The following is a 26,047-nucleotide window of genomic DNA, read 5'->3' as shown; positions in this document are numbered from 1 at the left end:
GGGACAGCCTCTTGGTTTGTGACAAGCACGGTTCCATCATCCGGTGCTGCTTAATGTCCAAGCGCATGGTCGATTCGGCCATGCCCGCCGCTCCAAATCCGCTTGGACGTCCACTCGGCTTCGCCCTGCCAAAACGGATCGTTCTCCGGCAGCGCGAGAGGCAGCAGGACGGTCGCGCATAGATACAAGCTGCCCGTAGAAATGTAACCCTCGCCCAGCTCCGGCTGATGACCGCTGAGGCCAATGCGCAGCCAGCCTTCGGCGTCGTACGTTCCGGCCGGCTCGAAGCAGCGCTTCATAACGGCCGTCAGCGCGCCGCGTACCTGCGCCGCGTCCAGCCCTTCCGGCAGCCGCCGCTGCCAGGCCAATTGGGCCAGCAGATGGAAGGCGCCCGTCCGGTAGCTGATGGACCGGCCGACCACCGGAAAGCTGCCGTCCGGGGCGATCATGCGCTCCAGCTGCTCCGCGTAACGCTGCGCCCGGACGAGCGCAGGTCCCTTGTGTGCCTCCCAGTCCGGCTGCAGCGCGCCGGCGTGATCCAGCACGTCCAGCAGCATCGGATGGATGACAAAGCTGTTGTAGTAGTCGGCGTGGTACGCCGGCCCGTCGCCGTACACTCCGTCACCGGCGTACCACTGCTCCAGCTGCTTCAAGGCGTAATCGATCCGCATCGGATCCCAGTCCCGGTCGCCAAACCGGGCCAGAGCCGTCTCGATGACTGCCGAGAACAGCAGCCAGTTGTTGAAGAACGGCTTGCGCGTGCGGGTCAGCTTCCAGGTGGATAGCCATCTTTGCTTTTGCTCGTCCGTTAACGGATCCCATAAAACATGGGGTGCACGGAGAAAAGCTTGGCACAAGAAGGCCGTATCCACGATGGGCTGATGCCCTTCGCCAAAATTCAGCGCGTCCGGGGAGGCCGGGTCGCTGGCCTGCTCCAGCGCTTGATGCGTCAGCCCCAGCAGCTCTGTGCGCAGCCGCTGCTCCTCCGCGCTTCCACCCTCGGCTCCGAGCCAAGGGGCGATGCCGTCCAGCAGGCGGCCAAAGGCCTCCAGATGGGTGTAAGCCTCACGGCCTTCCCCGCTGCTCTCCACCGGCATCTCTGTTCGCAGCCTTCCCTCCGCAAGCCGCGTCAGCACCGGACGCGCCCAGCGTTCCAACTGATGAAGCCAATACAGCCGCTCTTCCCTGCCAGCATGTTCTGTTCGTTCCGACATTCCTCTGTCTCCTCTCCCGGCTTCACGGCCGGCCCTAAGTTGAATGAAATCGCCGCATTCGCGCGGGCTTACAGAAGCCCCCTCCTCCCTACTGGCAGCGGCTCATGAACTCCACCATGCGGGTGTACGCGATTTTTTCGTTGGCCTTTTTGGTCATGCCATGACCCTCGTCCTCGAACACAATATACTCAACGTCGCGGCCCTTGGCCTGCAGCGCTTCCACGATCTGGTCGGACTCCGCCTTGACCACCCGCGGATCGTTGGCCCCTTGAATGATCAGCATCGGGTTGACCATCTGATCCAGATACGTTATCGGCGAATCCTTGACGAACCGTTCGCGGTCGCGTTCCGGATCGCCGAGCCAGCGCTCCATGATCGACTTCCAGTGGTCCGGCACGGAATGGTAGAACGTAAACAGATTGCTTACGCCGAAAATATCCACGGCCGCCCGGAAATACTCGGGATTGCGACCGGCCAAGAGCAGGGTCATATATCCGCCGTAGCTGCCGCCGACCACGAACAGCTTATCCCTTGAGGAAATGCCTTGCTCGAACAGCCACTCCATCCCTGCCAGGCAGTCCTTGCGCGGCCCTTCGCCCCAGTCCTGCTCCACCAGCTTCACAAACGAGCTGCCATAGCCTGTGCTGCCGCGGAAGTTCGGGCAGAAAATGTTGTAGCCCTGCGCGATGATATATTGGAACATCGACCGGAACTGCTTCCGCTCCGCGGCCTGCGGCCCGCCGTGCGGCCAGAATACCGTATACCCGTTGGCCGTATCCGCCTTCGCCCGGTACAAGAGCGCCTCGATCTTCATCCCGTCAAAAGAGGAATAGGACACCACTTCGGGCGCAGACAAATCCTCCTCGGTCAGTCCCGTCAGCACGTTTTTCGTCAGCATCGTCCACTGTCCGTCCGCGTAACGGTACACATTCAGCGGCTTGACAGCGCCGCGCGCAAGCACGTACAGGTTCCCTGACCGGGTTACGGTCAGCTGGTGCACGATATCGGCGGGCAGCGGAATCGGAGTCAGCTCGCCGGTGTCCAGCGCATACGCGTACAGCCGGTCTTCGACCCCGCGGTCCGTCACCAGATACGCCGTCCGCGATTCCCGGTGCAGACGGATCAGCTCCACACTTTCCCGCTCGATGTGCAGCCGTTGTTCAAAGGTGCCGGTTGCCAGATCGAAGGAAGCCAAATAAGCAAATTCCGCATCATAGTCGGTGGCAAAGACCACCTCCCCATCATTTAGAAAATGAACCTCACCGGCATTATGGACCCGCCCGGGATCCGGCGTCAGGCACTGATCCGCCTCGTCCCCTACCCGGCGTAAATAACTGACGTTGTATGTATTGGCGTAGCTCTTGGTGTATGCGAAGGTCTGCTCATCCGGGCTGACGGCCGTAAGACTGGTCGTCGTTTCTTCGCCCTGCAGGAGCAGCCGGTCCTCTCCCGTATCCAGGCGGTACACCCGGGAATTCAGAAACATCGGGTTATCCCGGGAGGTGCTGTAATACAGGCGGTTGCCATCTTCGGACAGATGGACAAAGTAATGCTTTTCATCCGGAGAACTCTCAGGAAACAGCGGCAGCGGCTGTCCGCCGTTCCACTTCAGCGCATGGAATTGGTAGTTTTCGTCGCCGTCGCGGTCAAACGCCGTCAGCAGATGCCTTCCCTCCGGGTCCGGCTTAACGAAGCTGGCCATTTGATCGTTGTACGTCAGCGGGTAAGGATACGATGTATCCCCTTTCAAATCCATGGCCCACACATTGAATTTCCCGCTCAGGCTGGCGCTGAACACAAGCCTCGACTCGTCGGCGCTCACTCCGAAGCTGCTGATGACATAGCTCTGAAAAAACTGCTCCACATCCGGTTTTGGAAATGATATCATGCCTTCGCCTCCTTTGATTAGGTGTGATTAGGCGCTTATATACTTGCTGCTGCAGTGCTGCTTCGTGTTGGCTGCGCCTGTACGCTTTCTTACCCATTATATCGAAAAAACGGCCTGCGGAAGGGCGATCATCCCTACTTTTTTTCCGCCAAAAAACCAAAAAAGCCGCACTCCCAAGGCCCATGCATCCCATTGCATTCCTTCCTTGAGCGTACAGCTTTTTCCCGTTACAGCTTTCCAGCTTCATTAAATGTTCGTATCCCTTGAATCATGCTTTACGGAGCAGTTGTCTCCCGCCAAGATGGCCCAGCATATCCTTCGTCATGGCATCCAGGTCGTAACGCGCCCGGAATCCCCATTCGGCCTTCGCCGCCGAAGCGTCGATGGAGTGCGGCCAGCTGTCTGCAATCGCCTGCCGCTTCGGATCGACATCGTAGTCCAGCGTGAAGCCTGGGATTTCTTTGCGGATCGCCGCGGCGATCGCTTCGGGATCTACGCTCATGGCCGTCACGTTAAAGGAATTGCGGTGCGTCAGCCGCGACGAGTCGGCTTCCATCAGATCAATGATGGCGGTCAGGGCGTCCGGCATGTACATCATATCCATGTTGGTGCCCTTGGCGATATAAGACGTGTACTTGCCTTGAGTGACGGCCGCATAATAAATCTCCACCGCATAATCCGTCGTCCCTCCGCCGGGAGGCGTCACATAGGAAATCAGCCCGGGAAAACGGAGGCCCCGCGTATCGAGCCCATATTTATGGAAATAGTAATCGCACAGCAGCTCACCGGACACCTTGTTCACGCCGTACATCGTGTTGGGGCGCTGAATCGTGTCCTGCGGCGTGTTGTCCTTCGGCGTCGACGGCCCGAACGCCCCGATGGAGCTTGGCGTAAAGAACTGGCATTTCAGCTCTCTGGCCACCTCCAGCGCATTCATCAGCCCGCCCATGTTCAGATTCCAGGCCAGGAGCGGCTTCTCTTCGGCTGTTGCCGACAGCAGCGCCGCCAAATGAATGATCGTATCGACCTGATATCGCTTGGCAATTTCATACATCGCCTTGTCATTGGTTACGTCCAGCAGCTCGAAAGGACCCGTCCGGGTAATTTCGTGGGCGGATGAACGCAGATCTGTCGCAACGACCGCGTCGTTGCCGTATATTTCACGCAGCTTGGCAACCAGCTCGGAGCCGATTTGCCCAAGCGCCCCTGTCACCAGAATCCTTTTCACGCGTCATTCCTCCTTGGAAAATCACTAAAAAATTTACCCGATTAGGTTCATTTCTTTGCCGACCTTTTCGTATACACCGATGACCTGCTCCAGCATTTCCTTCGTATGAGCGGCTGTCGGCATGTTGCGAATCCGGCCCGTTCCCTTCAGCACCGTAGGGAATACGATTGATTTTGCATAGACGCCTTCCTCAATCAGCCGCTTGCTGAACTGCTGCGTCTTCACTTCGTCCCCGATGATGCAAGGGGTGATCGGCGTTTCGCTGTGCCCAATGTCATAACCGAGCGCGCGCAGACCGTCTTTCAGAAAATGGCCGTTCTCCCACAGCTTGTCGATGAGATCCTTGTCGTTCATCAGAATGTCCACCGCCGCGATGCAGGCCGCAATGACTGCCGGAGGCTGGGAGGTCGAGAACAGGAACGGACGGCTTCTCAGCTTCAGCCACTCGATCAGCTGCTTCGAACCGGCGACATAGCCGCCAACAACGCCAATCGCTTTCGATAACGTACCGATTTGAAAATCGATCCGGTCGGACAGGCCGAAATGCTTGACGGTTCCCGCTCCTTCGCCCAAAACGCCGGAGCCGTGAGCATCGTCAACATACGTAATGAGGTCGAATTCCTCGGCAATCTTTACGATTTCCGGCAGCTTGGCGATATCGCCGTCCATCGAGAACACGCCGTCCGTGATCACCATAATTTTGTTGTACAAGCCGGATTCCTTGGCTGCTTTCGCCTGGCTTCTCAGATCTTCCATGTCCGAATGCTTGTAGCGGATCACTTTCGCCTTCGAAAGACGGCAGCCGTCGATAATGGAAGCATGGTTCAACTCATCGGACAAGATGGCGTCGTTTGCGTCCATTACCGCAGAAATGGCGGCCATGTTGCAGTTAAAGCCCGATTGGTACACGATGACGGCTTCCGTGTGCTTGAACCCGGCCAGCTTCTCCTCCAGCTGGTTATGCAAATCCAGCGTTCCGTTGATCGTTCTGACGGCGCCTGCACCCGCACCGTGCGTCTTGGCTGCCTGCACCGCCGCGTCGACCAGCCGGGAATCGGTGGCGAGACCCAGGTAGTTGTTGGAGGAAAGGTTAATCAAGGACTTTCCGTCAATTTGGATCACCGGGCCGTTCGGTCCCTGCACCGTATCAATCACGTTATACAATCCCTTGGCTTTCAGATCCTCAATGTTCGTGCTTAGAAACAAGTCCAATGCCTGACTTGCCATATCAATCCCTCCTCAATATACATATGTCCTCTCACGGTAGACATTTAAAATCCGTTATATCCCTTGTCATTAAAGGATTTATTTAATTTTTAATGTATCACCTTTTATTCGATTTGTACATCCACTGAGGACAAAAATATTTTGGATTTTTTACGAGGCAAAGCACCTTCCGGGCTGATGAACAGCGGAAATGAAAAACAACTAAACCCGAGGCATTCGGAGTTTAGTTGTTTTCTGGGCGTGCCGTTCCACTGGCAAACAGGACAGCGACGTCTTGTTTCCGCCCGCTTGCTTCATCGCCCTATTTCGGCTGCTCGGCCGTTTGCTTCCTGGTCGTCCATGCTTTTGCAAATTCATTCAAATCGATCGATTTTCCTTGATGAAGCCGCGATTCCTCTGCCGCAAACGCCATCAGATGGCTGCGCACCGATGCGCTTGCCGACGTCAGGCTTTCCTGGCCGTTGTAGCCGCGGACTTCCTTGAGGAAGCTGCGGACGATGCCGCTGTCCCCGCCGCCGTGGCCGCTCGCCTGGGACGGGATGGCGATTTCCGTCTGCTGATGGGTCAGAAAATCGAAGACGGTGACCTTTCCTTCCTCGCCGCGAAGCTCGCCGCGCGTGCCCATGATCTGAATCCGGCGCTCCTGCTCAAAGGTAAAGCCGCACATGCTGAACATCGCCGTAGCTCCGCCTTCAAATTCCATGTTGACCACCTGGTGGTCAACGACGTTGTTGTCGCTGCGGTAGACGCAGCGGCCGTAGTCCGTCTCGCGCAGGCCCTGGATGATGCTCGCCTTCGTCAGCTCCGGCGTGAAATGTCCAGCCCAGCCTTTGTATTGGTCGCTGAGGTAGAACCTCGGCGCCGAATACGGGCAGTCCGGCTCGACGGCACAGTCCAGGCAGCGATCCGCTGAGCCTTCCGGCGCACGGCCTTCATGGAAGTGCATCAGCGAGCCGTACGAGCTCACCCGCATGCATTGCTTATCCATAAGCCAGGACAGCACATCCATGTCGTGGCAGGATTTGGCCAGAATCATCGGGCTTGCCTTGTCCGAGTGATTCCAGTTGCCGCGGACGAAGCTGTGGGCGATATGCCAGTAGCCCACGTTCTCGTTCAGCTGGATCGACGCGATTTCGCCGATCGCCCCGCTGTCGATCACCCGCTTGATCGTGCTCCAGAACGGCGTGTACCGCAGTACATGGCAGATCGTCAGCAGCCGGTCATGGTCCCTGGCCGCCTGCTCCATGTCCAAGCATTCGCCGGGATCCGGGGACATCGGCTTCTCCAGCAGGACATGATACTTTTGCCTCAATGCCTGCATGGTGGGGCCGTAATGCATCCGGTCCTGCGTGCAGATGACGGCGATGTCCGCCATCCGCTCCGCGGCGAGCAGCGGCTCCCAGGATTCGTAGCACTGCTCCGGCTCAATGCCGTGCTTCTCGGCAAAACGGAGCCGCCGCACCGGGTCCGCCTCGGCCACGGCCACGAATTCCAGCTCATGCGGATAGTCCAGCGCGTATGGGGCATAACCTCCGGCTCCGCGGGCGCCCGCGCCGATCAGAATCGCTTTCAATTGCGTCATATCTTGTTCGCTCCTTTGAAGTCTCTATATAAGTTGAACAATTGAACTGGGTTCAACCTATACATTGCAATTATTTGGAATAACGGTCCGCCGCCGACTGATAGATGGCGATGTAGCGGTCCAGGCCCATTTTTTGCAGCGTGGACACGTACGCATCCCACTCGTCAAAGGAGGCGTTGCCGGATATGAATTTGTCGCGCATTTCGTCGACATAGGTCGTAATATCCGTCTGGATGCCCGTCAGGTCGGCCTGCTCCTCAGCAGTGAAGTTGAACGGCGGCCAGATTTGATCCTGCGGAACGACATGCGGCTCCGCTTTTTTGGCATTGTCCACGGACGTCGGCAGCCCTTCGGCTCCTTTGAAGTACTTCTGAGTGACGAAGCCGGGATAATAGCCGCCTGGCCAAATCAGGTACTGCCCTACCGCCTGGTCCAGATTCAGGCCGTTCGGGTTGTTTTTGATGTCGTCCACGTAATCCACGCTGCCGTCCGCGTTTTCTTTATAGGTCTCATCTTTCCAGCCCATGAAGAACATCTTGATGCCTTCGTCGCCGTAAAAATAGTCCATCCAGCGCATCAACGCCTCCGGATTTTTCGCTTTATCGGTCAGTACAAACATCCCGATGTTGCCGAGCGGCGATCCGGTCGCGCTGAACATTTGGTCGCCATGCGGCCCTTTAAGCACCGGCAGCCCGACATAGCCCTTCTGGTTGTAAATCGCCACCGGGTCGACGTTATCCACTACCCCAATCAGCCCTTCCATCCCTTTCGCATCGACTTCGGTGCTCTTGACCGACATGATGTCCTGTTCCAGCAGGCCGTCCTTGTAGAGCTTGTTGACGTACTGCAGCAGCTCTTTGTAGCGCGGATCGGTCGGGATAAATCGGACTTTGCCGCTGTCTGGATCGGTATCGACATAAATATTTGACGTTCCGTGGTTGTTCAGGCCGAAAGAGCCGCGCAGGTAGTTGACCAGGCCAGCCGCTCCGACCGCACCCCATGCGATTTCGTCCTTCTGTCCGTTACCGTTCGGATCATTCTCCTTAAACGCCTTCAGCATGTTATAAAACTCATCCAGCGTCTGCGGCTCCTTCAAGCCCAGCTTGGTGAGCCACTCGCTTTTCACCCATGGCGTCCCGTACAGCACGGACTTGAATTCCGGATCGTACAGCGTCGGCAGACCGTAAATGTTGCCGTCCGGCATCGTGATGCCTTTTTCGATGATCGGGTACTTCTCCATCAGCGCTTTAAAGTTGGGCGCATATTTGTCGATCAGGTCGTTCAGCGGAAGAAATGCGCCCTGTTTGCCGTATTTGAGCAGGTCGGCCCGGGGAAACGCGGAAGCGTAGAACATTTCCGGGTAATCGCCGCCGGCCAGCAGCAGATTGCGCTTCTCCGCCAGATTATCCTTCTGGACCGTGTCCCACTGGACGTGAATGTTGGTCATTTTCTCGTATTCCTGCCACAGCTTGATGTTGTTCCAGTCGGCATTGGCGAAAAACTTGCCGGCAAAAGCGGTCACCGTCAGCTTGTCGGTTACGATCGGCATCCCGGTCTCATTAACCTGTCCCCCGGCCGATCCCCCGCCCTTCGATTCCGCGGCTGTGCCGCCTTCCTTGTCCCCCGAGCTGCAGCCCGCCGCCAGCGATACCGTCAGCACGCAGGTCAGCAGCAGACTCCCCCATTGCTTCAGCTTCATCCAAGATTCCTCCCTTTGTTCTGATTCCAACCACGATTCCATCATTTATCCATGCAAGGAATTATCCTTTGATGGCTCCGATCATGACGCCTTTGACAAAATAACGCTGCAGGAACGGGTACAGCACGAGCACCGGAATGTTGGCCACCACCAGCACGGCGTATTTGATGCCTTCCACCTCGCGCTGCTGCTTGATCGCCGATTCGGTCGACATTTTGACCATGTCGTTCGTCTGCCCCTGGATCAAAATTTCGCGGAGCACCAGCTGCAGCGGGAACTTGTCCTTGTCCGTCAGGTAGAGCAGCGCGTTAAAAAACGCGTTCCAATGGCCAACCGCATAAAACAAGATCGTAACCGCGATGATCGGCATCGAGAGCGGCAGTATAATGCGCGTCAGAATCTGAATGTTGGAGCAGCCGTCGATCGTCGCCGCCTCCTGCAGCTCATGCGGGATGGACTGCTGGAAGAAGGTCCGCATAATGATGATGTTCCAAATGGAGACGGCGTTCGGAATGATCATGACCCAGAGGGTGTTCAGCATGCCGAGGTTTTTGATCAGCAGGTATGTAGGGATCAGGCCGCCGCTGAAAAACATCGTGAACACCAGCAGCGCCATAATGCCGTTTCGTCCCACAAAGTCTCGGCGGGACAACGGATAGGCCGCCAAAATCGTCATGACGAGATTGATCGCCGTCCCCAGCGTCGTGTAAATAAGCGTGTTGGTAAAGCCGCTGATGATGTCCTTGTTCTGGAAAATTTTCTCGTATGAGTTCAGGTTGATGCCCTTGGGCCACAGCAGCATTTCGCCGCGCAGCACCGTCTGCGGGTCGCTGAACGAAGCGCTGAGCACAAACACGAGCGGGTACAGCACCACCAGCGTAACCAGGATCAGAACGACGTAGTTGATGACGTTAAAAATGCGGTCTCCCTTGGATTCGATAAGCATGCCTCATGCCTCCCCTACCATAGACTTGTCTCGCTGATGCGCCGGGAAATCTGATTCACGACGACCAGCAGCACGAAGTTGATGACCGAATTGAACAAACCGATCGCGGCGGAAAAGCTGTATTCGGCATTCTGGATCCCGCTGCGGTACACATAGGTGGCGATGATGTCGGAGGACTCCAGATTCAGATTGTTCTGCATCAGCAGCACCTTCTCAAACCCGACGCCCATGATGCTGCCGATGTTCAAAATGAGCAGGATGACGATCGTCGGCATAATGCCGGGGATGTTGATATGCCAGATCCGCTGGAGCCGGGTGGCGCCATCGACGCGGGCCGCTTCATGCAGCTGGTTGTCAATCCCGGCCAGGGCGGCCAAATAAATGATCGAGCTCCAGCCCATCGTCTGCCATACGTCGGAGAGCACATACAGCGATTTGAACCAGGCGGGCTCGGTCATGAAATTGATCGGCTGGCCCCCGAACAGCTGAATGGCATGGTTGACCATCCCGTAGCGCGGCGACAGAAAAATCATCATCATGCCGACGACGACGACGGTAGACAGGAAATGCGGCGCGTAGGTAACGGTCTGTACGAATTTTTTGAATTTCTCGGCCCTTACCTCGTTCATCAGGAGAGCGAGGATGATCGGGATCGGAAAACCGACGGCCAGGCTGTACAGGCCGATGCCCAGCGTATTTTTCATCAGCCGCCAGAAAAAGTAGCTGTGAAAGAAACGCTCAAAGTGGTCAAAACCGACCCATGGGCTGCCCCAAATGCCTTTGGTCGCAATAAAGTCCTTGAAGGCGATTTGGATGCCGTACATCGGAACGTATTGGAACAGGATGTAATAAGCGATCACCGGGGAAATCAGCAAATAGAGCTGCCAGTTCCGGTAGATCCGGTTCCACTTCAACGCCTTGCGTTTTTTGCCGGCTGCCGCCTGCACGGCGGGTTGTACTTGAATGTCAGCCATACGACATCACCTCGAATGAAGGATAGGATAAGCGCAAACCCTGTCATGACTGGGGATCGCAAACAAACGGCCCCGTTTATATGTAATATAAAATGACATAACAACAATGGGAACTGAGTTTGGAGATGTGTCGCTTACTGGAATAGAGTGGTTTGGATTATTTTTGGATAAAAATTCGGATTTTATTTGGATTAATTTTGGATATAAACAATCATCTATAGGACAAAACCGGGATATCCCGGGAAGTTATCGTTAAAGGGAGGAATGACCTCATTTTCATAATTCCTTTATTTAAAGTAAATGAAAACGCAATCATATAGCATATGGTTCGCGGAAAATTTGGATATCGATCACTCCAAAAGGATGAAAACCAATCCAAACGTTGTTTAATTTTTCCTCATCATAATATAGCTTTTTGGGGATGTCAAACATTATTTTGGATTGTTTTGGTTTCAAAACCGCTCAAATTTTACTTAAAAATGCAAAAAAGCATCCGCCGGAACCTGCTCCCAGCCGATGCTGCTCACAAAAACGCGTTATTATTATGTAACATTATCGAACATAAAAAGTCATTTTCTGCTGTAACTGGACGACTCTCTGACGATCAATGAACAGGACAGCAAAATCTTGGTCCCTGCCGGATAGTGCCCGTCCAAATAGTCGACAATCGATTTGGCGGCAACCCGGCCGATTTCGTGCTTGGGCACCGAAACTGAAGTTAACGGAGGCGTTGTATATTGGGCGACATCAATATTGTCCATGCCTACGATAGCGATATCCTGCGGGATCCGGCCTTCACGCTCCACAACGGCCCGCATCGCCGGGATCGCCAGCATGTCGCTGGCGCAGAAGATCGCCGTCGGCCATTCCGCTTTCGGAAGCCGGCTCAGCAAATCGCTCACCCCACTGTAGCTGCGGTCCACGTTCCAGTCCGTATTGATCAGCCAGTCCTGGCGCAGGGCAAGTCCCTCCTCCAGCATGGCGAATTTATACCCGACAAAACGCTCCTCGCTCTCCATCTGCCTGGAATAGGCAGGACCACCAACAAATCCGATCCGCGTATGTCCCTGTTCGATCAAGTGGCGCACGGCCGCCCGTGAGGAGAAGATCCGGTCACAGTCCACGACAGGCACCGACAGTCTATCGTCGTTCAGGCTCACACCCAGGATGGCGATCCCTTCCTTCTGAATCAGCCCGAACAGCTCCTCGTCATACCAGCTGATGGCCACGACGCCCTGCGCCCCGGTTTCCCTCAGCATCTGCTTCAGCCTCTCGGCATCCGACACTTCCTCCGATGTGCGGACCATCGCCGGCAGCTGTCCCATCTCTTCCATCTTTTCATGGAAACCGGCCAGCACCTTGGAGAAATACGGATGATCGTCCATCAGATGCTGGGGAACGATACAGGCGATCCGCTTGGTCTCGACAACCTGCTGGGGCGCGCCTTTCTGCGATCCGTGCCATTTGTACCCCAGCTCTTGGGCCGCTTCCCGGATCTTCTGCTTCGTTTCCTCACTGACCGGCCGGCTGGTGTCATTGCTGATCGCCCGGGATACGGTGGAAATGGACACGCCCACCCGTTCGGCAATATCTTTTAGCTTCGCCAATCCAAGTCCCTCCTCTGCAAATTTTGGCTCCAAATTTTACAACTGCAAACTGATCATATCATAAACCTGCAAATGCGTGGCGTCAAAATTCTACGCGGTGATGGCTCCCCCAAAAATGAACCAAATGCAAAAAAGCTGTTCCGAAAAACGGATGAATCCGCTTCGAGAACAGCCCGTAATGCCGCTATCTGTCGTAGGTGACCACATAATTTTGAAGGCCGGTATGATAGTAACCGATGCTGTATTCGATCACCTGGCCCAGCTCGTCATAGGAGTAACGCAGCCTTTTGAGGACCGGGGTACCCCCGTCCAGGCCGAGCGTCTTCTGCACATGTTCCGGCGGGACGGCCACCGTAAACTCATCCCGCAAATTGCCGAGGGGAATATCCCGCCCTTCGAGCCATTCATACAGAGACATGGCGTTCAGGTCGTCCATATCCACCTCGCCGGCATCCGGGGTCACATAATGCGTGTAATAAATGTACGGCCGGTCATCCAGGAAATACACCCGTTCCAGCAGTAAGCTGGTCTCTCCCAGCAGCCGCCAAGCTTCCGACGATTCGTCGTTGGTCACGCGCTTGACCTGAAGCCACAGCTTCCGGATCTGATGCCCTTCCTCCACCAGCACTTCCGTGAAATGCTTCCACTTGGCCAGCTTGGATACCGATGTATTGCGGATCACCTTCGTTCCCCGGCCGCTGCCCTTCTCCAGAAAGCCCTCGCTGACCAGCTCCGAAACGGCGGCCCGGATCGTAATTTTGCTGACCGCAAATTCCTTCTCCAGCTGCGGCTCCGAAGGGATATTTTCGCCTTTGGGGTACACGCCGTGCAAAATCCGTTCCTTCAAAATATGCTTGATTTGTATGTACAACGGCCTATCTTTGCGGGATAAGCTCACAGCAGCTCCACTACCTTTCTACGTCACCTGCGGATGCCGTCATCGCCTTGAGAATGTCCTGCGCGGTGGACATCGGCGTATCGCCCGCCACCGTATGGGCCAGCATGCCGGCGGCCGCCGCATAACGCACCGTCGTCTCCGGCGGCAGGCCTTCCAGCTCGCCATGGATGATTCCGCTGGCAAAAGCATCTCCTGCCCCTATTCTATCATAGACGGCGAACGTCAGCAGGTCCGAATACGCAAATTGTCCGCTGGTGAACATAAATCCTTGCAGCGAATGGGAATTGTCGCCGTTCACGAAGCGGTGGGTTCCGGCGACCGTGCGGATGCCGAACGTCCGCGCGGCAAGCGGAATCAGCTCTTCCAGCTGCTCCCGGCGGGTTTCCTTCTCCGTACGGAAGCCAAGCGTCAGCATGGCGTCCCGCTCGTTCATCAGGACGACGTCCGCCAGGCGGAGCATCTCTTCATAATGCGGCCTTGCCCGGTCATATCCGTCTTCCCCCCACAGGGATGGACGGTAGTTGCAGTCAAATATGACCGTGCCGCCCTGCTGTTTCACCGCCCGGGCGAGCGCCTTCATATGGGCGCGCACCCCGTCGTTCATAGCCAGGGCGATCCCGCAGAAGTGAACGGCGTCCACCCGGCCCGCAATGCCGGTGAAGTCGTACGTTCCCTCCGGAGCGGTGTTAAAGCTGCTCTCCAGCCGGTTCGTATATGTGACCCGGCTCGGGCGGACGCCGAAGCCGTTCTCGAGAAAGTACATCCCGAGGTACTTTCCGCCGCGGCCGGCAAAGGAGAGGTCGATGCCGAGCTTACGGAGATAGGCTGCCGCCGCATCGCCCAGCGGATTGTCCGGCAGGCGGGTCACGAGCATCCCTTCATGGCCCATGCGTGACAGTGCGGAAGCCACGTTGACTCCGGTGCCGGAGAACGTGTAATGCAGCGTCCCGGACTGGGACAGCAGTTCAACCCCCGGAACCGTCAGGCGCATCATCACTTCCCCGAAAGCCGCGATGCGCTTAGGCATAATCGTCCGCCAGCTTCTTCATGATTCCGGTCAGCGTCCGGACGTGCATGATGTTGGTATTGCCCGTATCTTTGTCGATGATGGAAGAATACACATGCGGAATAACCTGAGGCACACCGCCTTCCAGCGCGATGCGGAGAATGGCTTCGAAATTGTCCATGTCGATGCCGCCGGTCGGCTCCAGGGCAAAGCCTTCCGCAGCGCATGCCTTCACGACTTCACGGTACTCATCCTCGCGCGAAAGCCCCTGCATCGGGAAATACTTGAGCGCATTCCCGCCCATATCGCGCACCAGCGCGATCGCTGCCGCTACAGGAATGATGGCCGGATCGGACTGCGCCGCGCTGAATGGGCCGGTCGAAATGTTAACATAGCCCGGACGGCCGCATGGCGATACAAGGCTGTTGATCCAGCTGTCCTTCGCCCCGAGGTTCGCCCGGGTCGCGCCGACTGCCGGGAAAACCTGATTGATATGGCTTCCGGGGTAATGCTTGGCGATTTCCGCCACCACCGCAGCCTGGCGGTTGTCCCCGGCCCCAAGCCCGATCGACACCGCCTCGTCGATCGCCTCGCCGTACTGCTTCATCGCCGCCACAGCTTCTTCCACGCTGGCGTAGTCCTTCGACAGGACGCCGACAAGCACATGGCCTTCGGCCGCTTCAAAAATCTCCTTGGCGTTCGCGATATCCTTCGCCAGCACGTTCAGGGCGACGCGGCCCTTATACCATCTCTTCTCTATGTGGGACATTTTATTTTCCTCCTGTCAATTCACGGATTCGCGATTCAATCACCGTCATGTCATCGCCCATCAACGGCCTTGGATCGATGTCAAAATACCCCTGTCTTACGCCGTAATCCCGGGTATATATCGCAATGGCGCCCTGTCTCAAGCCGTCGTTCACATCCTTGGCGGTCGTTCCCGCCTGCTGCGGATCGATCTGCACCCGCGCCCGGTAAATGGCCCGGCCGGCCTCATCCTGCACGATCGTTACCCGGACCCCGGGAATGTCGTTCAGCGGCATCAGCGCCTGCAGCGATGCCTTTTCCTCCTCGCTCCGATCGACTTTGACCATATATTCGTCCAGCGCCTGCAGCAGGCCGAACGACGTTTCCTTGCCCACCTTCATGCTTCGTCCGATACCATGCAGCTGGACCTTCACCCACTCGATATATTCCCGTTTGCCCGCCACAATGCCGGAGGTCGGTCCTTCGATCGCCTTGGAGCCGCTGTATATGGCCAGATCCGAGCACTTCACGTACTTCTGGAGGTCTTCTTCCGCCGCAGCGTCGACGATCAGCGGTACGCCTGCCCGCTTGGCGGCTTCCCACGCTTCTTCAACGGAGATCATGTTCTTTTGTACGGCATGATGCGATTTTACGTACAAAATGGCAGCCGTCTTGTCCGTCACCGCGTCTTCGATATGCTCCGTGCGCCCCTCATTGGCATATCCAACCTCGACCAGCTTGCCGCCGCCGAGGTAGACCATCGTTTCCACCGGAGCGCCGTACTGCACGTTATGACCTTTAAGAATGATAATTTCGTTTTTCGCGATCGGCTCTTTATGCAGCTGTTCGCTCCGGCGGCGGTTTCCCTGCGTAACGATACCGGCCACCGACAAGGCGATGCCGCTGGACGCCGAGTTGACGATGACCGCCGCCTCCGAGCCGAGAACTCCGGCAATGTAATCGCCCGCCTTATCCACCAGGTCGGCGATTTCCACATAGCTCTGTCCGCCCTGCTTCATCGCTTCCATGACCGTGTCCGTCGGCGCGGAAACGCCGAGAATGCTCATCCGTCCGCTGGCATTGATGACCCGCTTGAGCCCATACTTAGAAAACAATGAATTCCCCATGAATGACCACTCCTTTGGTAGTAATGACTTGCTCAGCCGTTCTGTGCACACCCTCGGAATCTACAAGCTGCGCGGAATCGCCGCTCACCGTAAAGAGGCTCAAATTCGCCGCATCCCCGACCTGTATCCGCCCGAGCTCGGGTCTGCCAAGCCACTGCGCCGCACGGACCGTGACTCTGCTGATCGTTTCCTCTAGAGAATACCCCAGGCTGAGGAACTTGGAAAGTACATTTGCCAAGCTGTACACGGGACCGTTCAGCCGGTTGCCCCGGTAAATATCCGTACTGATCGTATCCGGATGAATGCCGTGCCGTTTCGCGTCTTCAGCCACCCGGAAGGAAAAGCTTGCCGTCCCATGCCCAACGTCCAGATGGACGCCGCGCCGCACGGCATCGGTGAGCACTTTCAGCGGACGGCCGTCTGCATCAAACAGATTGTTGCTCTTGCCGTTTAAATAGTGGGTGATGATGTCGCCCTTCTCCAGAAGGGGAATCACGTCCCGGATATCCGGCGGCGCCGAACCGATATGCACCATCAGCGGCAGGCCGGTATCGGCCGACAAACCCCGGGCAAGGCGCAGCGGCTCGAGCCCGCTCTCCTTGACGACGCTCCGGCTGATGCGCGCCTTCAGCCCAACGATCAGCTCCGGATACGTCTGCGCCGCCTCGATCGCTTTGCCGCGGTCGATCCATTCCAGCCGGGACAGCTCATCCACCCGTTGCAAGCCGATCCGCGAAATGTTCATGAAGGCGAGCAGATTCGTCTTGGCTGCACGTCCGCTGGCGGCCAGATCGGCAATCCGGTCGGCCCCGCAGCTTCCCGCGTCGACGATCGTCGTGACGCCCTGCTTGACGCCGATTTCGTCAATGTCATCGCCGTAAGGGTCAAATTCGGGAAAGGCATGGACGTGCATATCGATCCAGCCGCTCGACACGTAAGTGCCCCGGCCGTTCCATACGGCGTCTCCCTTCCCCTCGCCGGCAGCCGTAATGCCGGCGAGGATGCCCTTGGTTATGACGATGTCGATTTCTTCTCCGCTCACAAGCTTCACTTGGCGGAGTACGGTCGTTTGCTCCATGTCATCACCTGTCTTTTTATTATAACGTTATAATGTTTAAGATAGCACGGAACTACCCGCAAGTAAATATAACGTTATAATGTTTCAAGGAAGCAGCGTTACCCCAAAAAATCAGAATGAAAGGTTGTAGATCCGCAGCCCGCCGTCATAGATAATAGGATTAGACAAACCACGTTCGACGTACATTGGAAGAAGCAGAACCGCCATCATCAGCTCCATACGATACGAAAAGGGGAAACGGCCATGAAGCTGACCTTGGTAAGACTTACCGCCTACGGGCTGGATTTTATCATGCTTGCGCTTGTGCTCGTCGGTCTTCAGCTGGCGGCCTATCATCTGACCGGAGGATTCCCGTTTGACAGGCTGGTCAAGGGCTATCAGATCGAATGCTGGGTGCTTGCCACGATGTCCTTCCCCGTGTGGCTGTATTTTATCGTGTCGGAGTATTTTTTCGGCGCGACGTTAGGCAAAAAGCTGCTGCGGCTCTCGGTGACCCGCCGGGACGGAGAGCGTATTTCCTTTATCCAGGCCGCCGGCCGGACCTGCCTCAAGCTGCTGCCGTGGGAGCTGACCCATCTGATTGTCCTGGTTCCGGACCCATGGTGGAACGTCCCGGAGCCGCCGTATCCCGCATTGGTTCTGATTCCGAACGGGATGATCCTGCTGTACATCGTGTTCCTGCTGCTTAACCGGGGAAAGCGCGCGCTTCATGATATTCCTGCCGGCACTTTCGTCCGCCACCGATGATAGAACTGCACGGCTCCACCGAATCGTTAATAATCTCAAAAAAAAAAACGGACCACGCCCACTGGCATGATCCGTCTTCCTTTATAACTATAATTTTGCCGGCGTGCCTGCAATCGTTCGGCCCACTTGCGTCAAAATGTCGGACATGGACCGCTCGTCGTGCACATCATAATCCTCGATGTTCAGGCGCAGCACCGGGCAGGCATGAAATCCGTTAATCCAGACCGTATACCGTTCATGCATTTCTTCCCAATAAGACACGTCTGTCTGGATTTCCATCTCGCGGCCGCGTTCCCGGATTCGGGACAGAATGGACGGCAGGCTCCCTTCGATATAGATCAGGACGTCCGGATGTGGAAAATAAGGCGTCATTACCATCGCCTCGAAGAGGCTGGTATATGTACGGAAGTCCGTTTCCGACATCGTCCCTTTATCCGCATGCATTTTGGCGAAAATCCCGGTATCCTCATAGATGGATCGGTCCTGGACAAAGCCACCGCCGAGTTCGAACATACGCTTCTGCTCTTTAAACCGCTCGGCCAGGAAATAGATTTGAAGATGGAAGCTCCAGCGCTCAAAATCGTGATAGAACTTCTCCAGGTACGGATTGTCGTCCACCTGCTCCAGCGAGGTTTTAAAGCCGAGCGAACCGGCCAGCGCCGCCGTCAGCGTCGATTTGCCGACACCCACCGTGCCCGCCACCGTAATGACCGCATTATCCGGGATATTATATGGATTCATACACAAGCTCCTTTATTTGCGAGGCTATCGTTTCAAATTGTTCCTCATTCTTGACGAAATCAACTTCGTCCCCATTAATCGTCAGCAATACCGTCGATGCACCGTCTGTGCCGTCACTGAGCTTGCCCATCGCGGCATCATAGTCCTCGATCAGCTGCTTGAGATAGGCGGGATCCATTCCTTCTTCAAAAGGGCGGCCCCGCCGGGCGATCCGTTGCAGCAGCGTATCCAGGCTGGCCCGGATATAGATAATGACGTTCGGCTTCGGCAGATCGCCGGTCAGCACCTGATAGATTTGCCGGTACTTCTCCCGCTCGACGCCGTGCAGCGTTCTTTCGCTGAAAATTAAATTTTTATACATATGATAATCGGAGATAACCGGCTGCCCCTTGCCGATATAACCGTTCACCGTATGAGTGAGCTGCTTGTACCGGCTGCACAAAAAGAACATTTCGAGCTGAAAGCTCCAGTCCTCCATATTCTCGTAAAATGACTCGATGAACGGATTTTCCTCCACAATTTCCTTCACCACCGGAAAGCCCAGTCTGTTAGCCAGCATCGCAGCCAGCGTGGTTTTCCCCGCTCCAATGGGCCCTTCCACGGCGATAAACGGCACCTGTTTCATGAATGGTGTGACTCCCTCCCTACGGTATGCCAAAAAAAACGACTTACCTATTGTATCACAGCATCGTCCGTTTGCTAGAAGAACTTTTCTTGAAATCATATCCTTTAGCTGCGCAGGTTATGCAGGCGCTGAAGGCCTGGAAAGCCAGTGCTCCGGTCCTGGTTGACGGGCATGCCGACATAACACTATAATTTGTAGTGTAAAGGGAGTGCACTGTATGAAGATGAACAAGTTCAATTATCAAGGACGGGGACTGGAGCGATTCTTCGGCCCGCTTGAAGCCAAGGTCATGGACGTGATCTGGAGCCGCCTGGAGGCGGTGACCATCAAGCAAGTGAACGCCAAGATCAGCGAAGACAAGCCCATGAGCTTCAACACGATCATGACGGTCATGAACCGGCTTGTTGACAAGGGGATTCTGCAGAAGAAGCTTCAGGGGAAATCTTACGTGTACAGCCCCGTTCTGACGAAGGAGCAGTTTCTGGAGGAACAATCGAAAGAGCTGTCCTACGATCTGGTTAAGGAGTTCGGTTCCCGGGCCGTCGCCCATATGATCGATGCGATGGAACAGGTGGACCCCGACCTGCTCGACCAACTGGAAAAGCAAATCAAACAATGGAAAAAGGATCGGTAAGCCATGTGGGAAAAGCGATCGAAAGGGATGCTCGCCTTTGTCATGCTGACGGCCGGCTTGGTCTACGTGCAGATGACGCTGTTTGTGGTTCAGTTTATTTTCCATGTCCATATGCCGGCGAACCTCTTTAATGTCTGCATTGAATTTTTGCGATTCATCGGGTTCCCGGTCCGGATCAATGTCATGCTGTTTTTGCTGCTTACCTCGCTCCTGCTGTCGCTTGCCGTCTGGCTCCGGGAAGGCATCGCTTCGTTCCGCTGGAGGAAGCTTCTGCATCGCTGCCTGGATCCCGACTTATCGCAGGCGATCGGCGAAGAGCACGGTCTTGGTCCCGAGGCTTTAACTGTGATCGATCATCCGGATCAGGTCGCCATGACGGTGGGACTGCTGCGGCCCCGCATCGTCCTGTCGACAGGCCTCATATGCGAGCTGAGCGAGAGCGAACTCGCCGCCGTCATGGCTCACGAGAAGTACCATTTGAGCGAGAGGCATCCGCTTAAAATTTTTCTGCTGACGCTGGTCGGCACCACGTTCTGGTACATACCGATCTACCGCTGGCTGATCGGCAAATACAAAATGCTGATCGAGCTGATGGCCGACCGTCAGGCCGTTCGCGCCACCGGAAGCGTCGCCGATCTGGGCAGTGCCCTGCTCGTGATGCTGAAGCGGGGGACATCCGCCACGCTGGTACCGAGCAGCGCGTCGTTTGCCGACAACGCGATCAATCTGCGCTTGAAGCTGCTGGTGGATCCGCACTTTAAGCCGCCGCTGCGTCCGCCGCTTATCCCCTGCATCGTCTCTCTGATCGCATTCGGATTCGTCGTATTTGGCATTGGATAATGCGGTAAAACAACGCCTTGCCGTTTCATATCAGGCAGCGGCGTTTTTTCGGAAACTTAAAACTACGTTATGTAGTGTTAATTGAAGTGGAGGAGAAATGGTGATGAATTATTTATGGGATAACAAGCATTTTATCATTACGCATTTTCCGATCGTGCTCCTGCTGTTCAGCCTGCTGTTTGATCTGGCTGCTCTGATCTGAAAAAAACGGGAGTGGCATTCCGCAGCCCTCATCTGCCTCATCATCGGCACGGTCAGCACGGTCGCTGCGGTATTGACCGGACCGAAAATGATGCGCAATCCGAACGTAGAAACTCATGCCATGTACGGCATCTATACGATGTATTTGGCGATCGCGCTATGCATCGTACGCGGAGCGATTGGGCTCTGGAAGAAGCGGGACGTCGGCAGAAACCCGCTGTACCTCGTGGTGACCCTCGCAGCCGTCGTCCTGGTGATGTATACCGCTCATCTCGGGGGAGAGATGGTGCACCGTCCGTTCGAGCCCGGGCAGTTCCCTCAAGGACAGATGGGCGGCGGTCAAGGCCAAGGCGCCTCAGCCGGGATGCCGGGCGGGCAGGGTGCGCCCGGGGACCAGGGCGGCCAGCCGCCGGCAGACGGAAGCGCCGGCGCTTCCGGATCGGATTCGGCGGAGTAATTTCCTATTTCCGCCAGGCTGCACTCCCCTTAACGGCAAAACAGCGGTCCCCGGTGTATCCGGTGGAGCCGCTGTTTTTTGGTATGACGATCCATGCCGTTGAATGTTCCGCTCACCGTGCCGGATGATCCGCTTCAGGCTGCTTGATGCGCTCTTTACTTCCGTCCTTCCCCGCTTTTCCGTTCGAACTCGGCTTGGCACGGAGGCCGGCTGGCCCATCATTCCCCGCCTGCTTTTCACCCGGCTTTGCTCCCGGCCCGGTTTCCGCTTTAGGCGGCACTTTGGCCCCCGCAGGCTCCTGCTTCGACTGGGATTCCAGCTTGACGCCGGGTCTGGCGGGCAGACGCTTCACGTACCGGTCCGACAGCCCCATCCGCTTTTGAATAAATTCAAAGTCCGGTCGATACCGCTCGACGTTCTGTACCGGCAGCATCGTACGGAGATCGTATGCCTTTCCGTCCTCAAATCCGTTTTTTCCAGCGACAAACACGATGTCGTCATTAAAAAAGGAGCCGGCCGGCATGTAATACCGCGATCCGACAATATTGTGACCGACGTTGGCCAAATCGTGGCCGAAAGCGGTAAATTTCTCCTGTTTCAAATCAATGCCCATCACATTCGCCACTGTGGGCAAAATATCGATCTGCCCTCCGGTCCGCTCGATCCTCTTGCCTTCGCGCTGGCCGGGCAGGTGGATGATCAGCGGCACGTTGTACGTGCTGATGTGCTTATGGTACGGAATGCCGAGCGCTTTGCTGACGGTGGCGGGGCGATGATACCTTTTATGAAGGCCGAAATGGTCTCCATAGATCACGACTACGCTGGTATCCCAGAGCCCCGATCTTTTCAGCTTGTCGATAAAGGTTCCCAAGGCATAATCGGTATAGTTGACGGCCGTCAAGTAGTCCCCGAGGCGCCCATCGGCGAAGTCGTCAGGAAGGTGAAGACGCTTGTCGGCTTCTTTGATTTTATAGGGAGAATGGCTCGTCACGGTAACGAATTGGGCGTAGAACCGCTTGTCCAGCTTTCGCATCGTTTTCATTTTACGGATACCGACCCGGAACAATTCCTCATCCGACGCCCCGAACCGGCTGAATTTGACCTTGCTGAAATAGGGCTTGTCATAATACGCGTGAAACCCCAGCGCCGGATACATTTGGTCCCGGTTCCAGAAGGTCACGTCATTGACATGAAACGTCGCCGTAACGTAATGATTCCTGCCCAACAGCTTGGCAAGGCTCGGCAGCTTTCGGTCGGCATACGTAGTAGACATGGCTGAAAACCCGATGGGGTAGATCGACGTGCTGGCGGCAAACTCGGCGTCTGACGTATTGCCTACTCCGATTTGCTGGAATATGTATGGAAAATACAAGCTTTCTTTGGACAACTGTTTCATTACCGGCGCTACCTGATGCCCCTGAACCGATGCATTCAGCACAAAATTTTGAAAGGATTCCAGCTGAACGACAATGAGATTTTTGCCCTTTCCGGCCCCCCAATAGGTTCTGGCACTGCCCTCGGGAGGCTCCCCAATCGGATAAGTCCGGTCGAGCTCTTCAAGTTTTTCGGGAATCGTTTTTTCGCGCTGGGGCTTAACCTCTTTTTTTGTCAACGAATGCGGCTTGGTTTCGGGCTGCAGCTTGGCCGGAAGGTTCCGGTAGAGCAGGACCGCGCCTGCAATCAATGCAGTCGACAGGGCGGCGGCAATATAACGGGCATAACGAGACTTGAATCGGTTCATCAGCTCTTTAACCACTCCAAGAAGCATAATATGGCGGTCAATCCTGGACCTGTTATAGGGTGTCCCATCCTGCCCGAATGATTCCCGGTTCTGCGAAAAAAAGCAAAAAAACCCTTGGCATTCAAGGGTTTGGATTTCCATATCGCGTCGGGTCTAAAGATAACATTTACAGCGTTTCGGCAGCCTGGCTGAGCCAAGCCGACAGCTGGCCGGCATCAAACGAGTCCCCTTTGCGCAGCTTCATCGTTTTTCTTTCCGCCGGTCCCTCAAACATGCCTTCCGGAAGGTCCAGCCCGTCCGCATTAAAGATCGTAAAGCTGACCGCATCCTTCGAGGCGGAGATGACGGCAGCGTATTTTCCGTTTTTCAAAAAATGGGGTTTCTTGTACTGGATGCGCTCGCTCACGTCCGGCAGGGCCTGATGGACCACTTCACGCAGACGGGTGGACAGCTCGTTTTGCCACGGTTCTTTCAACGCCTCAATATAATCGACGACTTCCTGATTCATTTATGATTCGCTCCTTTGTCAACGATGAATGGGTTGCTTATGAAAATTTCTGCATCTGATCCAGCATACGGACCTGCTCCTGCAGGTCCGCTTCCAGGGCCAACACCCTTGGATTTCGGTCTTCCTGTGCCCATTCCCTGAGCTCGCGGACATCTACTTCGCTGCCCTCACAGCCTTCGGGTACCGGCATCTTCATAGCCCATTCCACCGCCTCGTCCGCCGTTGCCGACTCGATGACTACGTATCCCGCGATGAGCCGATGATCCACAGGGAATGGACCGGGGCAGACCTCCGGAATTCCGTCACGGCCGGTAAGCCGGATTCGGACCCCGCTTGAACTGGGCTGGAGCTCCTCGGCAGCAAGGAGCTTGCCTGCCTGTGCCAACGCCTTGCGATATTCGGCCATCCCTTCCTCGAACCGGCGCGTGTGTAAAATACCGGCTTCCGACAACCCGTTAGCCCTGACAATCAACATAAATCTCATGAACGTTTCCCTCCTTGTTGGAGGAAGACTAAAGGCCACGATTTCCTGCCCTTCTTATTCTTCCACCTGCTATAACGACGAATGGGAACGTCCTTCATCGACATACAGCAGCAAAATAATTAATTTGGTGAACCGCCGCACTCCGCGGCCCGCTTCAAGAGCAGCTGCTGCTCACGGCTGTTGCGGGTCATGGCGGCCGCCCGTTCGAATTCGGAGCGGGCTTCGTCCATCCTTCCGAGCTTGACCAGAAGGTCGCCGCGGACGCTCGGGAGCAGGTGATACTCTTTCAGGGCGGGTTCGTGCATCAGCTCATCGACGAGCTGCAGACCGAATGCCGGACCGAAGGCCATCGAAATGGCCACCGCCCGGTTCAGCTCGACGATCGGGGAGGGCGCCACCCTGGACAGCGCCTCGTAGAGGGCAGCGATTCGGGCCCAATCCGTGTCCGCTGCAGCGGGCGCCTGCGCATGACAGGCGGATATCGCCGCCTGAAGCGCGTAAGGACCGAGCGGGCGGCCCAGCTTCCGGCACCGCTCCAGCGCCGCCAGCCCACGGCGGATAAGCAGCCTGTCCCACTGCGCCCGATTCTGGTCCATCAGCAGCACCGGCTCGCCGGAAGCGCTGACCCGGGTCTTGAAACGGGAGGACTGGATTTCCATCAAAGCCACCAATCCGTGAACCTCCGGTTCCTCCGGGGCAATCTCGGCCAGAACGCGTCCAAGCCGCAGCGCTTCCTGGCAGAGCAGCGGGCGGAGCCAGTGGTCTCCGGTCGTCGCCGAGTATCCTTCATTAAACATCAGGTAGATGACCTCAAGTACGGCGCTCAAGCGCTCCTGCAGCTCCTCTCCTGCCGGAACCTCAAAAGGAACCTTGCGGCTGCTTAAGGTTCGTTTGGCGCGGACGATCCGCTGGGCGATGGTCGATTCTGCCGTCAGAAAGGAACGGGCGATTTCATCCGTGGTCAGGCCGCATAACAGGCGAAGCGTCAGCGCGACCCTGGCATCCCGAGACAGCACCGGATGGCAGGTCATAAAGATCAGACGGAGGAGATCATCGCCGATCTCCCCGTCCATATTCCGCTCCAGGTCATCTTCAGTATACAATTCTGTTATCTGCGCCATCTCCGCGTATTTCTCATCCCGGAGCTTGTTTCTGCGCAGCAGATCGATGGCCTTCCGCTTGGCCGCCGTCATCAGCCAGGCGCCGGGATTGTCGGGGATGCCGCTTTCCGGCCACCGCTGGAGGGCGATCACCAGGGCGTCCTGGGCCAAATCCTCGGCCAGGCCCACATCCCGGACCATTCGCGTCAGGCCGGCGATCAGCTTCGGGGATTCAATCCGCCAAATGGCGTCAATGGTCCGGTGCGTTTGTGATGAAGTCACGCTTTTCGTTGCTCCTCCAGCTGCTGCCGGAGCGCGTTGTCCTTGGCGATGGCTTCCGGATTATCCGTCAGGTCCTCCATTTCAAACACCTGTCTCAGCTCAATTTGACCCTGGCCGTATCCGTGGGGATCCGGCATCCGCAGCGCCCACTCGATCGCTTCCTCCCTCGATTTGACTTCAATCAAAGTATACCCAGCGATCATCTCTTTGGCTTCGGTGAACGGCCCGTCGACCACTTTCGGTTTGCCGCCGGGTTCCGGGTAGGAGATACGGATCGCACTGGAGCTAGGAAACAGGCCATCGCCTCCGAGCATGACACCGGCTCTGGCCAGTTCTTCGTTATAACGCTGCATGGCTTCAAGTAACTCCGGACTTGGCAGAACTCCCGCTTCAGAATCGGTTGTCGCTTTGACGATCATCATAAATCTCATATTTTTATTCCTCCTTGGATTGGGATGAAGCCGCC

The 26,047-nt window shown here is 56.2% G+C and carries 24 protein-coding genes and 1 pseudogene; 4 read left to right on the top strand and 21 right to left on the bottom strand.

Annotated elements, in window-relative coordinates:
- Positions 1-50 precede the first annotated feature (50 nt).
- The 14 genes from MKY74_RS14430 to MKY74_RS14365 form a co-directional block, all read right to left on the bottom strand.
- Complete coding sequence (locus MKY74_RS14430; protein WP_076168535.1) at positions 51-1,214, bottom strand: DUF2264 domain-containing protein; 1,164 nt, start codon at positions 1,212-1,214, stop codon at positions 51-53.
- An 88-nt stretch (positions 1,215-1,302) separates the two neighbouring features.
- The gene (locus MKY74_RS14425; RefSeq protein ID WP_076168538.1) at positions 1,303-3,102 is read right to left on the bottom strand and encodes a S9 family peptidase; all 1,800 of its coding nucleotides are present in this window, start codon (positions 3,100-3,102) and stop codon (positions 1,303-1,305) included.
- Positions 3,103-3,370: 268 nt separating this feature from the next.
- Complete coding sequence (locus tag MKY74_RS14420; RefSeq protein WP_076168543.1) at positions 3,371-4,330, bottom strand: L-threonine 3-dehydrogenase; 960 nt, start codon at positions 4,328-4,330, stop codon at positions 3,371-3,373.
- 33 nt (positions 4,331-4,363) lie between these two features.
- Complete coding sequence (locus tag MKY74_RS14415) at positions 4,364-5,557, bottom strand: glycine C-acetyltransferase (protein ID WP_076168545.1); 1,194 nt, start codon at positions 5,555-5,557, stop codon at positions 4,364-4,366.
- Positions 5,558-5,858: 301 nt separating this feature from the next.
- The gene (locus MKY74_RS14410; protein ID WP_076168548.1) at positions 5,859-7,139 is read right to left on the bottom strand and encodes a Gfo/Idh/MocA family protein; all 1,281 of its coding nucleotides are present in this window, start codon (positions 7,137-7,139) and stop codon (positions 5,859-5,861) included.
- 70 nt (positions 7,140-7,209) lie between these two features.
- Positions 7,210-8,838, bottom strand: a complete 1,629-nt coding sequence (locus tag MKY74_RS14405; protein WP_076168550.1) for an extracellular solute-binding protein — start codon at positions 8,836-8,838, stop codon at positions 7,210-7,212.
- A gap of 61 nt (positions 8,839-8,899) precedes the next feature.
- A complete protein-coding gene (locus tag MKY74_RS14400; protein WP_076168553.1) occupies positions 8,900-9,784 on the bottom strand; it encodes a carbohydrate ABC transporter permease in 885 nt (294 codons plus the stop codon).
- A 14-nt stretch (positions 9,785-9,798) separates the two neighbouring features.
- Positions 9,799-10,758, bottom strand: coding sequence for an ABC transporter permease (locus MKY74_RS14395; protein ID WP_076168555.1), 960 nt, complete (start codon positions 10,756-10,758; stop codon positions 9,799-9,801).
- Between the two features lie 569 nt (positions 10,759-11,327).
- Complete coding sequence (locus MKY74_RS14390; protein WP_076168557.1) at positions 11,328-12,365, bottom strand: LacI family DNA-binding transcriptional regulator; 1,038 nt, start codon at positions 12,363-12,365, stop codon at positions 11,328-11,330.
- A 184-nt stretch (positions 12,366-12,549) separates the two neighbouring features.
- The gene (locus tag MKY74_RS14385; RefSeq protein ID WP_076168559.1) at positions 12,550-13,263 is read right to left on the bottom strand and encodes a GntR family transcriptional regulator; all 714 of its coding nucleotides are present in this window, start codon (positions 13,261-13,263) and stop codon (positions 12,550-12,552) included.
- A gap of 10 nt (positions 13,264-13,273) precedes the next feature.
- The gene (locus MKY74_RS14380; protein ID WP_076168561.1) at positions 13,274-14,290 is read right to left on the bottom strand and encodes a sugar kinase; all 1,017 of its coding nucleotides are present in this window, start codon (positions 14,288-14,290) and stop codon (positions 13,274-13,276) included.
- Positions 14,283-15,038 carry a 2-dehydro-3-deoxy-phosphogluconate aldolase gene (gene dagF, locus MKY74_RS14375; protein WP_076168563.1) on the bottom strand — a complete coding sequence of 252 codons (756 nt, stop codon included), beginning with the start codon at positions 15,036-15,038 and terminating at the stop codon, positions 14,283-14,285. The genes MKY74_RS14380 and dagF overlap by 8 nt, the downstream gene beginning before the upstream one ends.
- Position 15,039: 1 nt before the next feature.
- A complete protein-coding gene (locus tag MKY74_RS14370) occupies positions 15,040-16,143 on the bottom strand; it encodes a DgaE family pyridoxal phosphate-dependent ammonia lyase (RefSeq protein WP_076168566.1) in 1,104 nt (367 codons plus the stop codon).
- Complete coding sequence (locus MKY74_RS14365; protein WP_076168569.1) at positions 16,121-17,221, bottom strand: amidohydrolase/deacetylase family metallohydrolase; 1,101 nt, start codon at positions 17,219-17,221, stop codon at positions 16,121-16,123. The genes MKY74_RS14370 and MKY74_RS14365 overlap by 23 nt, the downstream gene beginning before the upstream one ends.
- Positions 17,222-17,464: 243 nt before the next feature.
- Between MKY74_RS14365 and MKY74_RS14360 the strand changes: the two genes are divergently transcribed.
- The gene (locus tag MKY74_RS14360) at positions 17,465-17,968 is read left to right on the top strand and encodes an RDD family protein (protein WP_076168571.1); all 504 of its coding nucleotides are present in this window, start codon (positions 17,465-17,467) and stop codon (positions 17,966-17,968) included.
- 87 nt (positions 17,969-18,055) lie between these two features.
- On the opposite strand, the gene MKY74_RS14355 is transcribed toward MKY74_RS14360, so the two are convergent.
- Together MKY74_RS14355 and MKY74_RS14350 are read right to left on the bottom strand one after the other, a co-directional pair.
- A complete protein-coding gene (locus MKY74_RS14355) occupies positions 18,056-18,709 on the bottom strand; it encodes a deoxynucleoside kinase (RefSeq protein WP_076168573.1) in 654 nt (217 codons plus the stop codon).
- Positions 18,696-19,334: a deoxynucleoside kinase gene (locus tag MKY74_RS14350; protein ID WP_076168576.1), complete on the bottom strand. Its 639-nt coding sequence runs from the start codon at positions 19,332-19,334 to the stop codon at positions 18,696-18,698. The genes MKY74_RS14355 and MKY74_RS14350 overlap by 14 nt, the downstream gene beginning before the upstream one ends.
- 217 nt (positions 19,335-19,551) lie before the next feature.
- On the opposite strand from MKY74_RS14350, the gene MKY74_RS14345 reads away from it, so the two are divergent.
- The 3 genes and pseudogenes from MKY74_RS14345 to MKY74_RS14335 form a co-directional block, all read left to right on the top strand.
- Positions 19,552-19,968 (top strand): BlaI/MecI/CopY family transcriptional regulator, encoded by a 417-nt coding sequence (locus MKY74_RS14345; protein WP_076168578.1) that lies wholly within the window; start codon positions 19,552-19,554, stop codon positions 19,966-19,968.
- A gap of 3 nt (positions 19,969-19,971) precedes the next feature.
- Positions 19,972-20,808, top strand: coding sequence for a M56 family metallopeptidase (locus tag MKY74_RS14340; protein ID WP_076168580.1), 837 nt, complete (start codon positions 19,972-19,974; stop codon positions 20,806-20,808).
- 217 nt (positions 20,809-21,025) lie between these two features.
- A pseudogene (locus tag MKY74_RS14335) lies at positions 21,026-21,466 on the top strand (DUF2231 domain-containing protein); the annotation flags it as partial.
- Between the two features lie 112 nt (positions 21,467-21,578).
- On the opposite strand, the gene MKY74_RS14330 reads toward MKY74_RS14335, so the two are convergent.
- The 5 genes from MKY74_RS14330 to MKY74_RS14310 form a co-directional block, all read right to left on the bottom strand.
- Positions 21,579-23,207 carry an LTA synthase family protein gene (locus tag MKY74_RS14330; RefSeq protein ID WP_167372848.1) on the bottom strand — a complete coding sequence of 543 codons (1,629 nt, stop codon included), beginning with the start codon at positions 23,205-23,207 and terminating at the stop codon, positions 21,579-21,581.
- 166 nt (positions 23,208-23,373) lie between these two features.
- A complete protein-coding gene (locus MKY74_RS14325) occupies positions 23,374-23,715 on the bottom strand; it encodes a DUF1801 domain-containing protein (protein WP_076168586.1) in 342 nt (113 codons plus the stop codon).
- Between the two features lie 37 nt (positions 23,716-23,752).
- Positions 23,753-24,199 carry a YciI family protein gene (locus tag MKY74_RS14320; RefSeq protein ID WP_076168588.1) on the bottom strand — a complete coding sequence of 149 codons (447 nt, stop codon included), beginning with the start codon at positions 24,197-24,199 and terminating at the stop codon, positions 23,753-23,755.
- Positions 24,200-24,318: 119 nt separating this feature from the next.
- On the bottom strand, positions 24,319-25,581 hold the full coding sequence (locus MKY74_RS14315) for an RNA polymerase sigma factor (RefSeq protein WP_076168590.1): 1,263 nt from the start codon (positions 25,579-25,581) through the stop codon (positions 24,319-24,321).
- On the bottom strand, positions 25,578-26,012 hold the full coding sequence (locus MKY74_RS14310; protein ID WP_076168592.1) for a YciI family protein: 435 nt from the start codon (positions 26,010-26,012) through the stop codon (positions 25,578-25,580). Before MKY74_RS14310 ends, MKY74_RS14315 begins: the two co-directional genes overlap by 4 nt.
- Positions 26,013-26,047: the final 35 nt, after the last annotated feature.

Origin of the sequence: Paenibacillus sp. FSL R5-0378 (genome assembly GCF_038009285.1) — a bacterium.
GTDB classification, from domain to species: Bacteria; Bacillota; Bacilli; order Paenibacillales; family Paenibacillaceae; genus Paenibacillus_AQ; species Paenibacillus_AQ favisporus.
The sequence above is the reverse complement of the archived record's forward strand: the minus strand, read 5'-3'. Positions and strand labels throughout refer to the sequence as shown.

Bases quoted from the DNA above. Each gene is read 5' to 3' on its own strand.
- MKY74_RS14430 (WP_076168535.1), bottom strand. From the start codon at position 1,214: ATGTCGGAACGAACAGAACATGCTGGCAGGGAAGAGCGGCTGTATTGG.
- MKY74_RS14425 (WP_076168538.1), bottom strand. From the start codon at position 3,102: ATGATATCATTTCCAAAACCGGATGTGGAGCAGTTTTTTCAGAGCTAT.
- MKY74_RS14415 (WP_076168545.1), bottom strand. From the start codon at position 5,557: ATGGCAAGTCAGGCATTGGACTTGTTTCTAAGCACGAACATTGAGGAT.
- MKY74_RS14410 (WP_076168548.1), bottom strand. From the start codon at position 7,139: ATGACGCAATTGAAAGCGATTCTGATCGGCGCGGGCGCCCGCGGAGCC.
- MKY74_RS14405 (WP_076168550.1), bottom strand. From the start codon at position 8,838: ATGAAGCTGAAGCAATGGGGGAGTCTGCTGCTGACCTGCGTGCTGACG.
- MKY74_RS14400 (WP_076168553.1), bottom strand. From the start codon at position 9,784: ATGCTTATCGAATCCAAGGGAGACCGCATTTTTAACGTCATCAACTAC.
- MKY74_RS14395 (WP_076168555.1), bottom strand. From the start codon at position 10,758: ATGGCTGACATTCAAGTACAACCCGCCGTGCAGGCGGCAGCCGGCAAA.
- MKY74_RS14380 (WP_076168561.1), bottom strand. From the start codon at position 14,290: ATGCCTAAGCGCATCGCGGCTTTCGGGGAAGTGATGATGCGCCTGACG.
- dagF (WP_076168563.1), bottom strand. From the start codon at position 15,038: ATGTCCCACATAGAGAAGAGATGGTATAAGGGCCGCGTCGCCCTGAAC.
- MKY74_RS14370 (WP_076168566.1), bottom strand. From the start codon at position 16,143: ATGGGGAATTCATTGTTTTCTAAGTATGGGCTCAAGCGGGTCATCAAT.
- MKY74_RS14365 (WP_076168569.1), bottom strand. From the start codon at position 17,221: ATGGAGCAAACGACCGTACTCCGCCAAGTGAAGCTTGTGAGCGGAGAA.
- MKY74_RS14360 (WP_076168571.1), top strand. From the start codon at position 17,465: ATGAAGCTGACCTTGGTAAGACTTACCGCCTACGGGCTGGATTTTATC.
- MKY74_RS14355 (WP_076168573.1), bottom strand. From the start codon at position 18,709: ATGAATCCATATAATATCCCGGATAATGCGGTCATTACGGTGGCGGGC.
- MKY74_RS14350 (WP_076168576.1), bottom strand. From the start codon at position 19,334: ATGAAACAGGTGCCGTTTATCGCCGTGGAAGGGCCCATTGGAGCGGGG.
- MKY74_RS14345 (WP_076168578.1), top strand. From the start codon at position 19,552: ATGAAGATGAACAAGTTCAATTATCAAGGACGGGGACTGGAGCGATTC.
- MKY74_RS14340 (WP_076168580.1), top strand. From the start codon at position 19,972: ATGTGGGAAAAGCGATCGAAAGGGATGCTCGCCTTTGTCATGCTGACG.
- MKY74_RS14330 (WP_167372848.1), bottom strand. From the start codon at position 23,207: ATGAACCGATTCAAGTCTCGTTATGCCCGTTATATTGCCGCCGCCCTG.
- MKY74_RS14325 (WP_076168586.1), bottom strand. From the start codon at position 23,715: ATGAATCAGGAAGTCGTCGATTATATTGAGGCGTTGAAAGAACCGTGG.
- MKY74_RS14320 (WP_076168588.1), bottom strand. From the start codon at position 24,199: ATGAGATTTATGTTGATTGTCAGGGCTAACGGGTTGTCGGAAGCCGGT.
- MKY74_RS14310 (WP_076168592.1), bottom strand. From the start codon at position 26,012: ATGAGATTTATGATGATCGTCAAAGCGACAACCGATTCTGAAGCGGGA.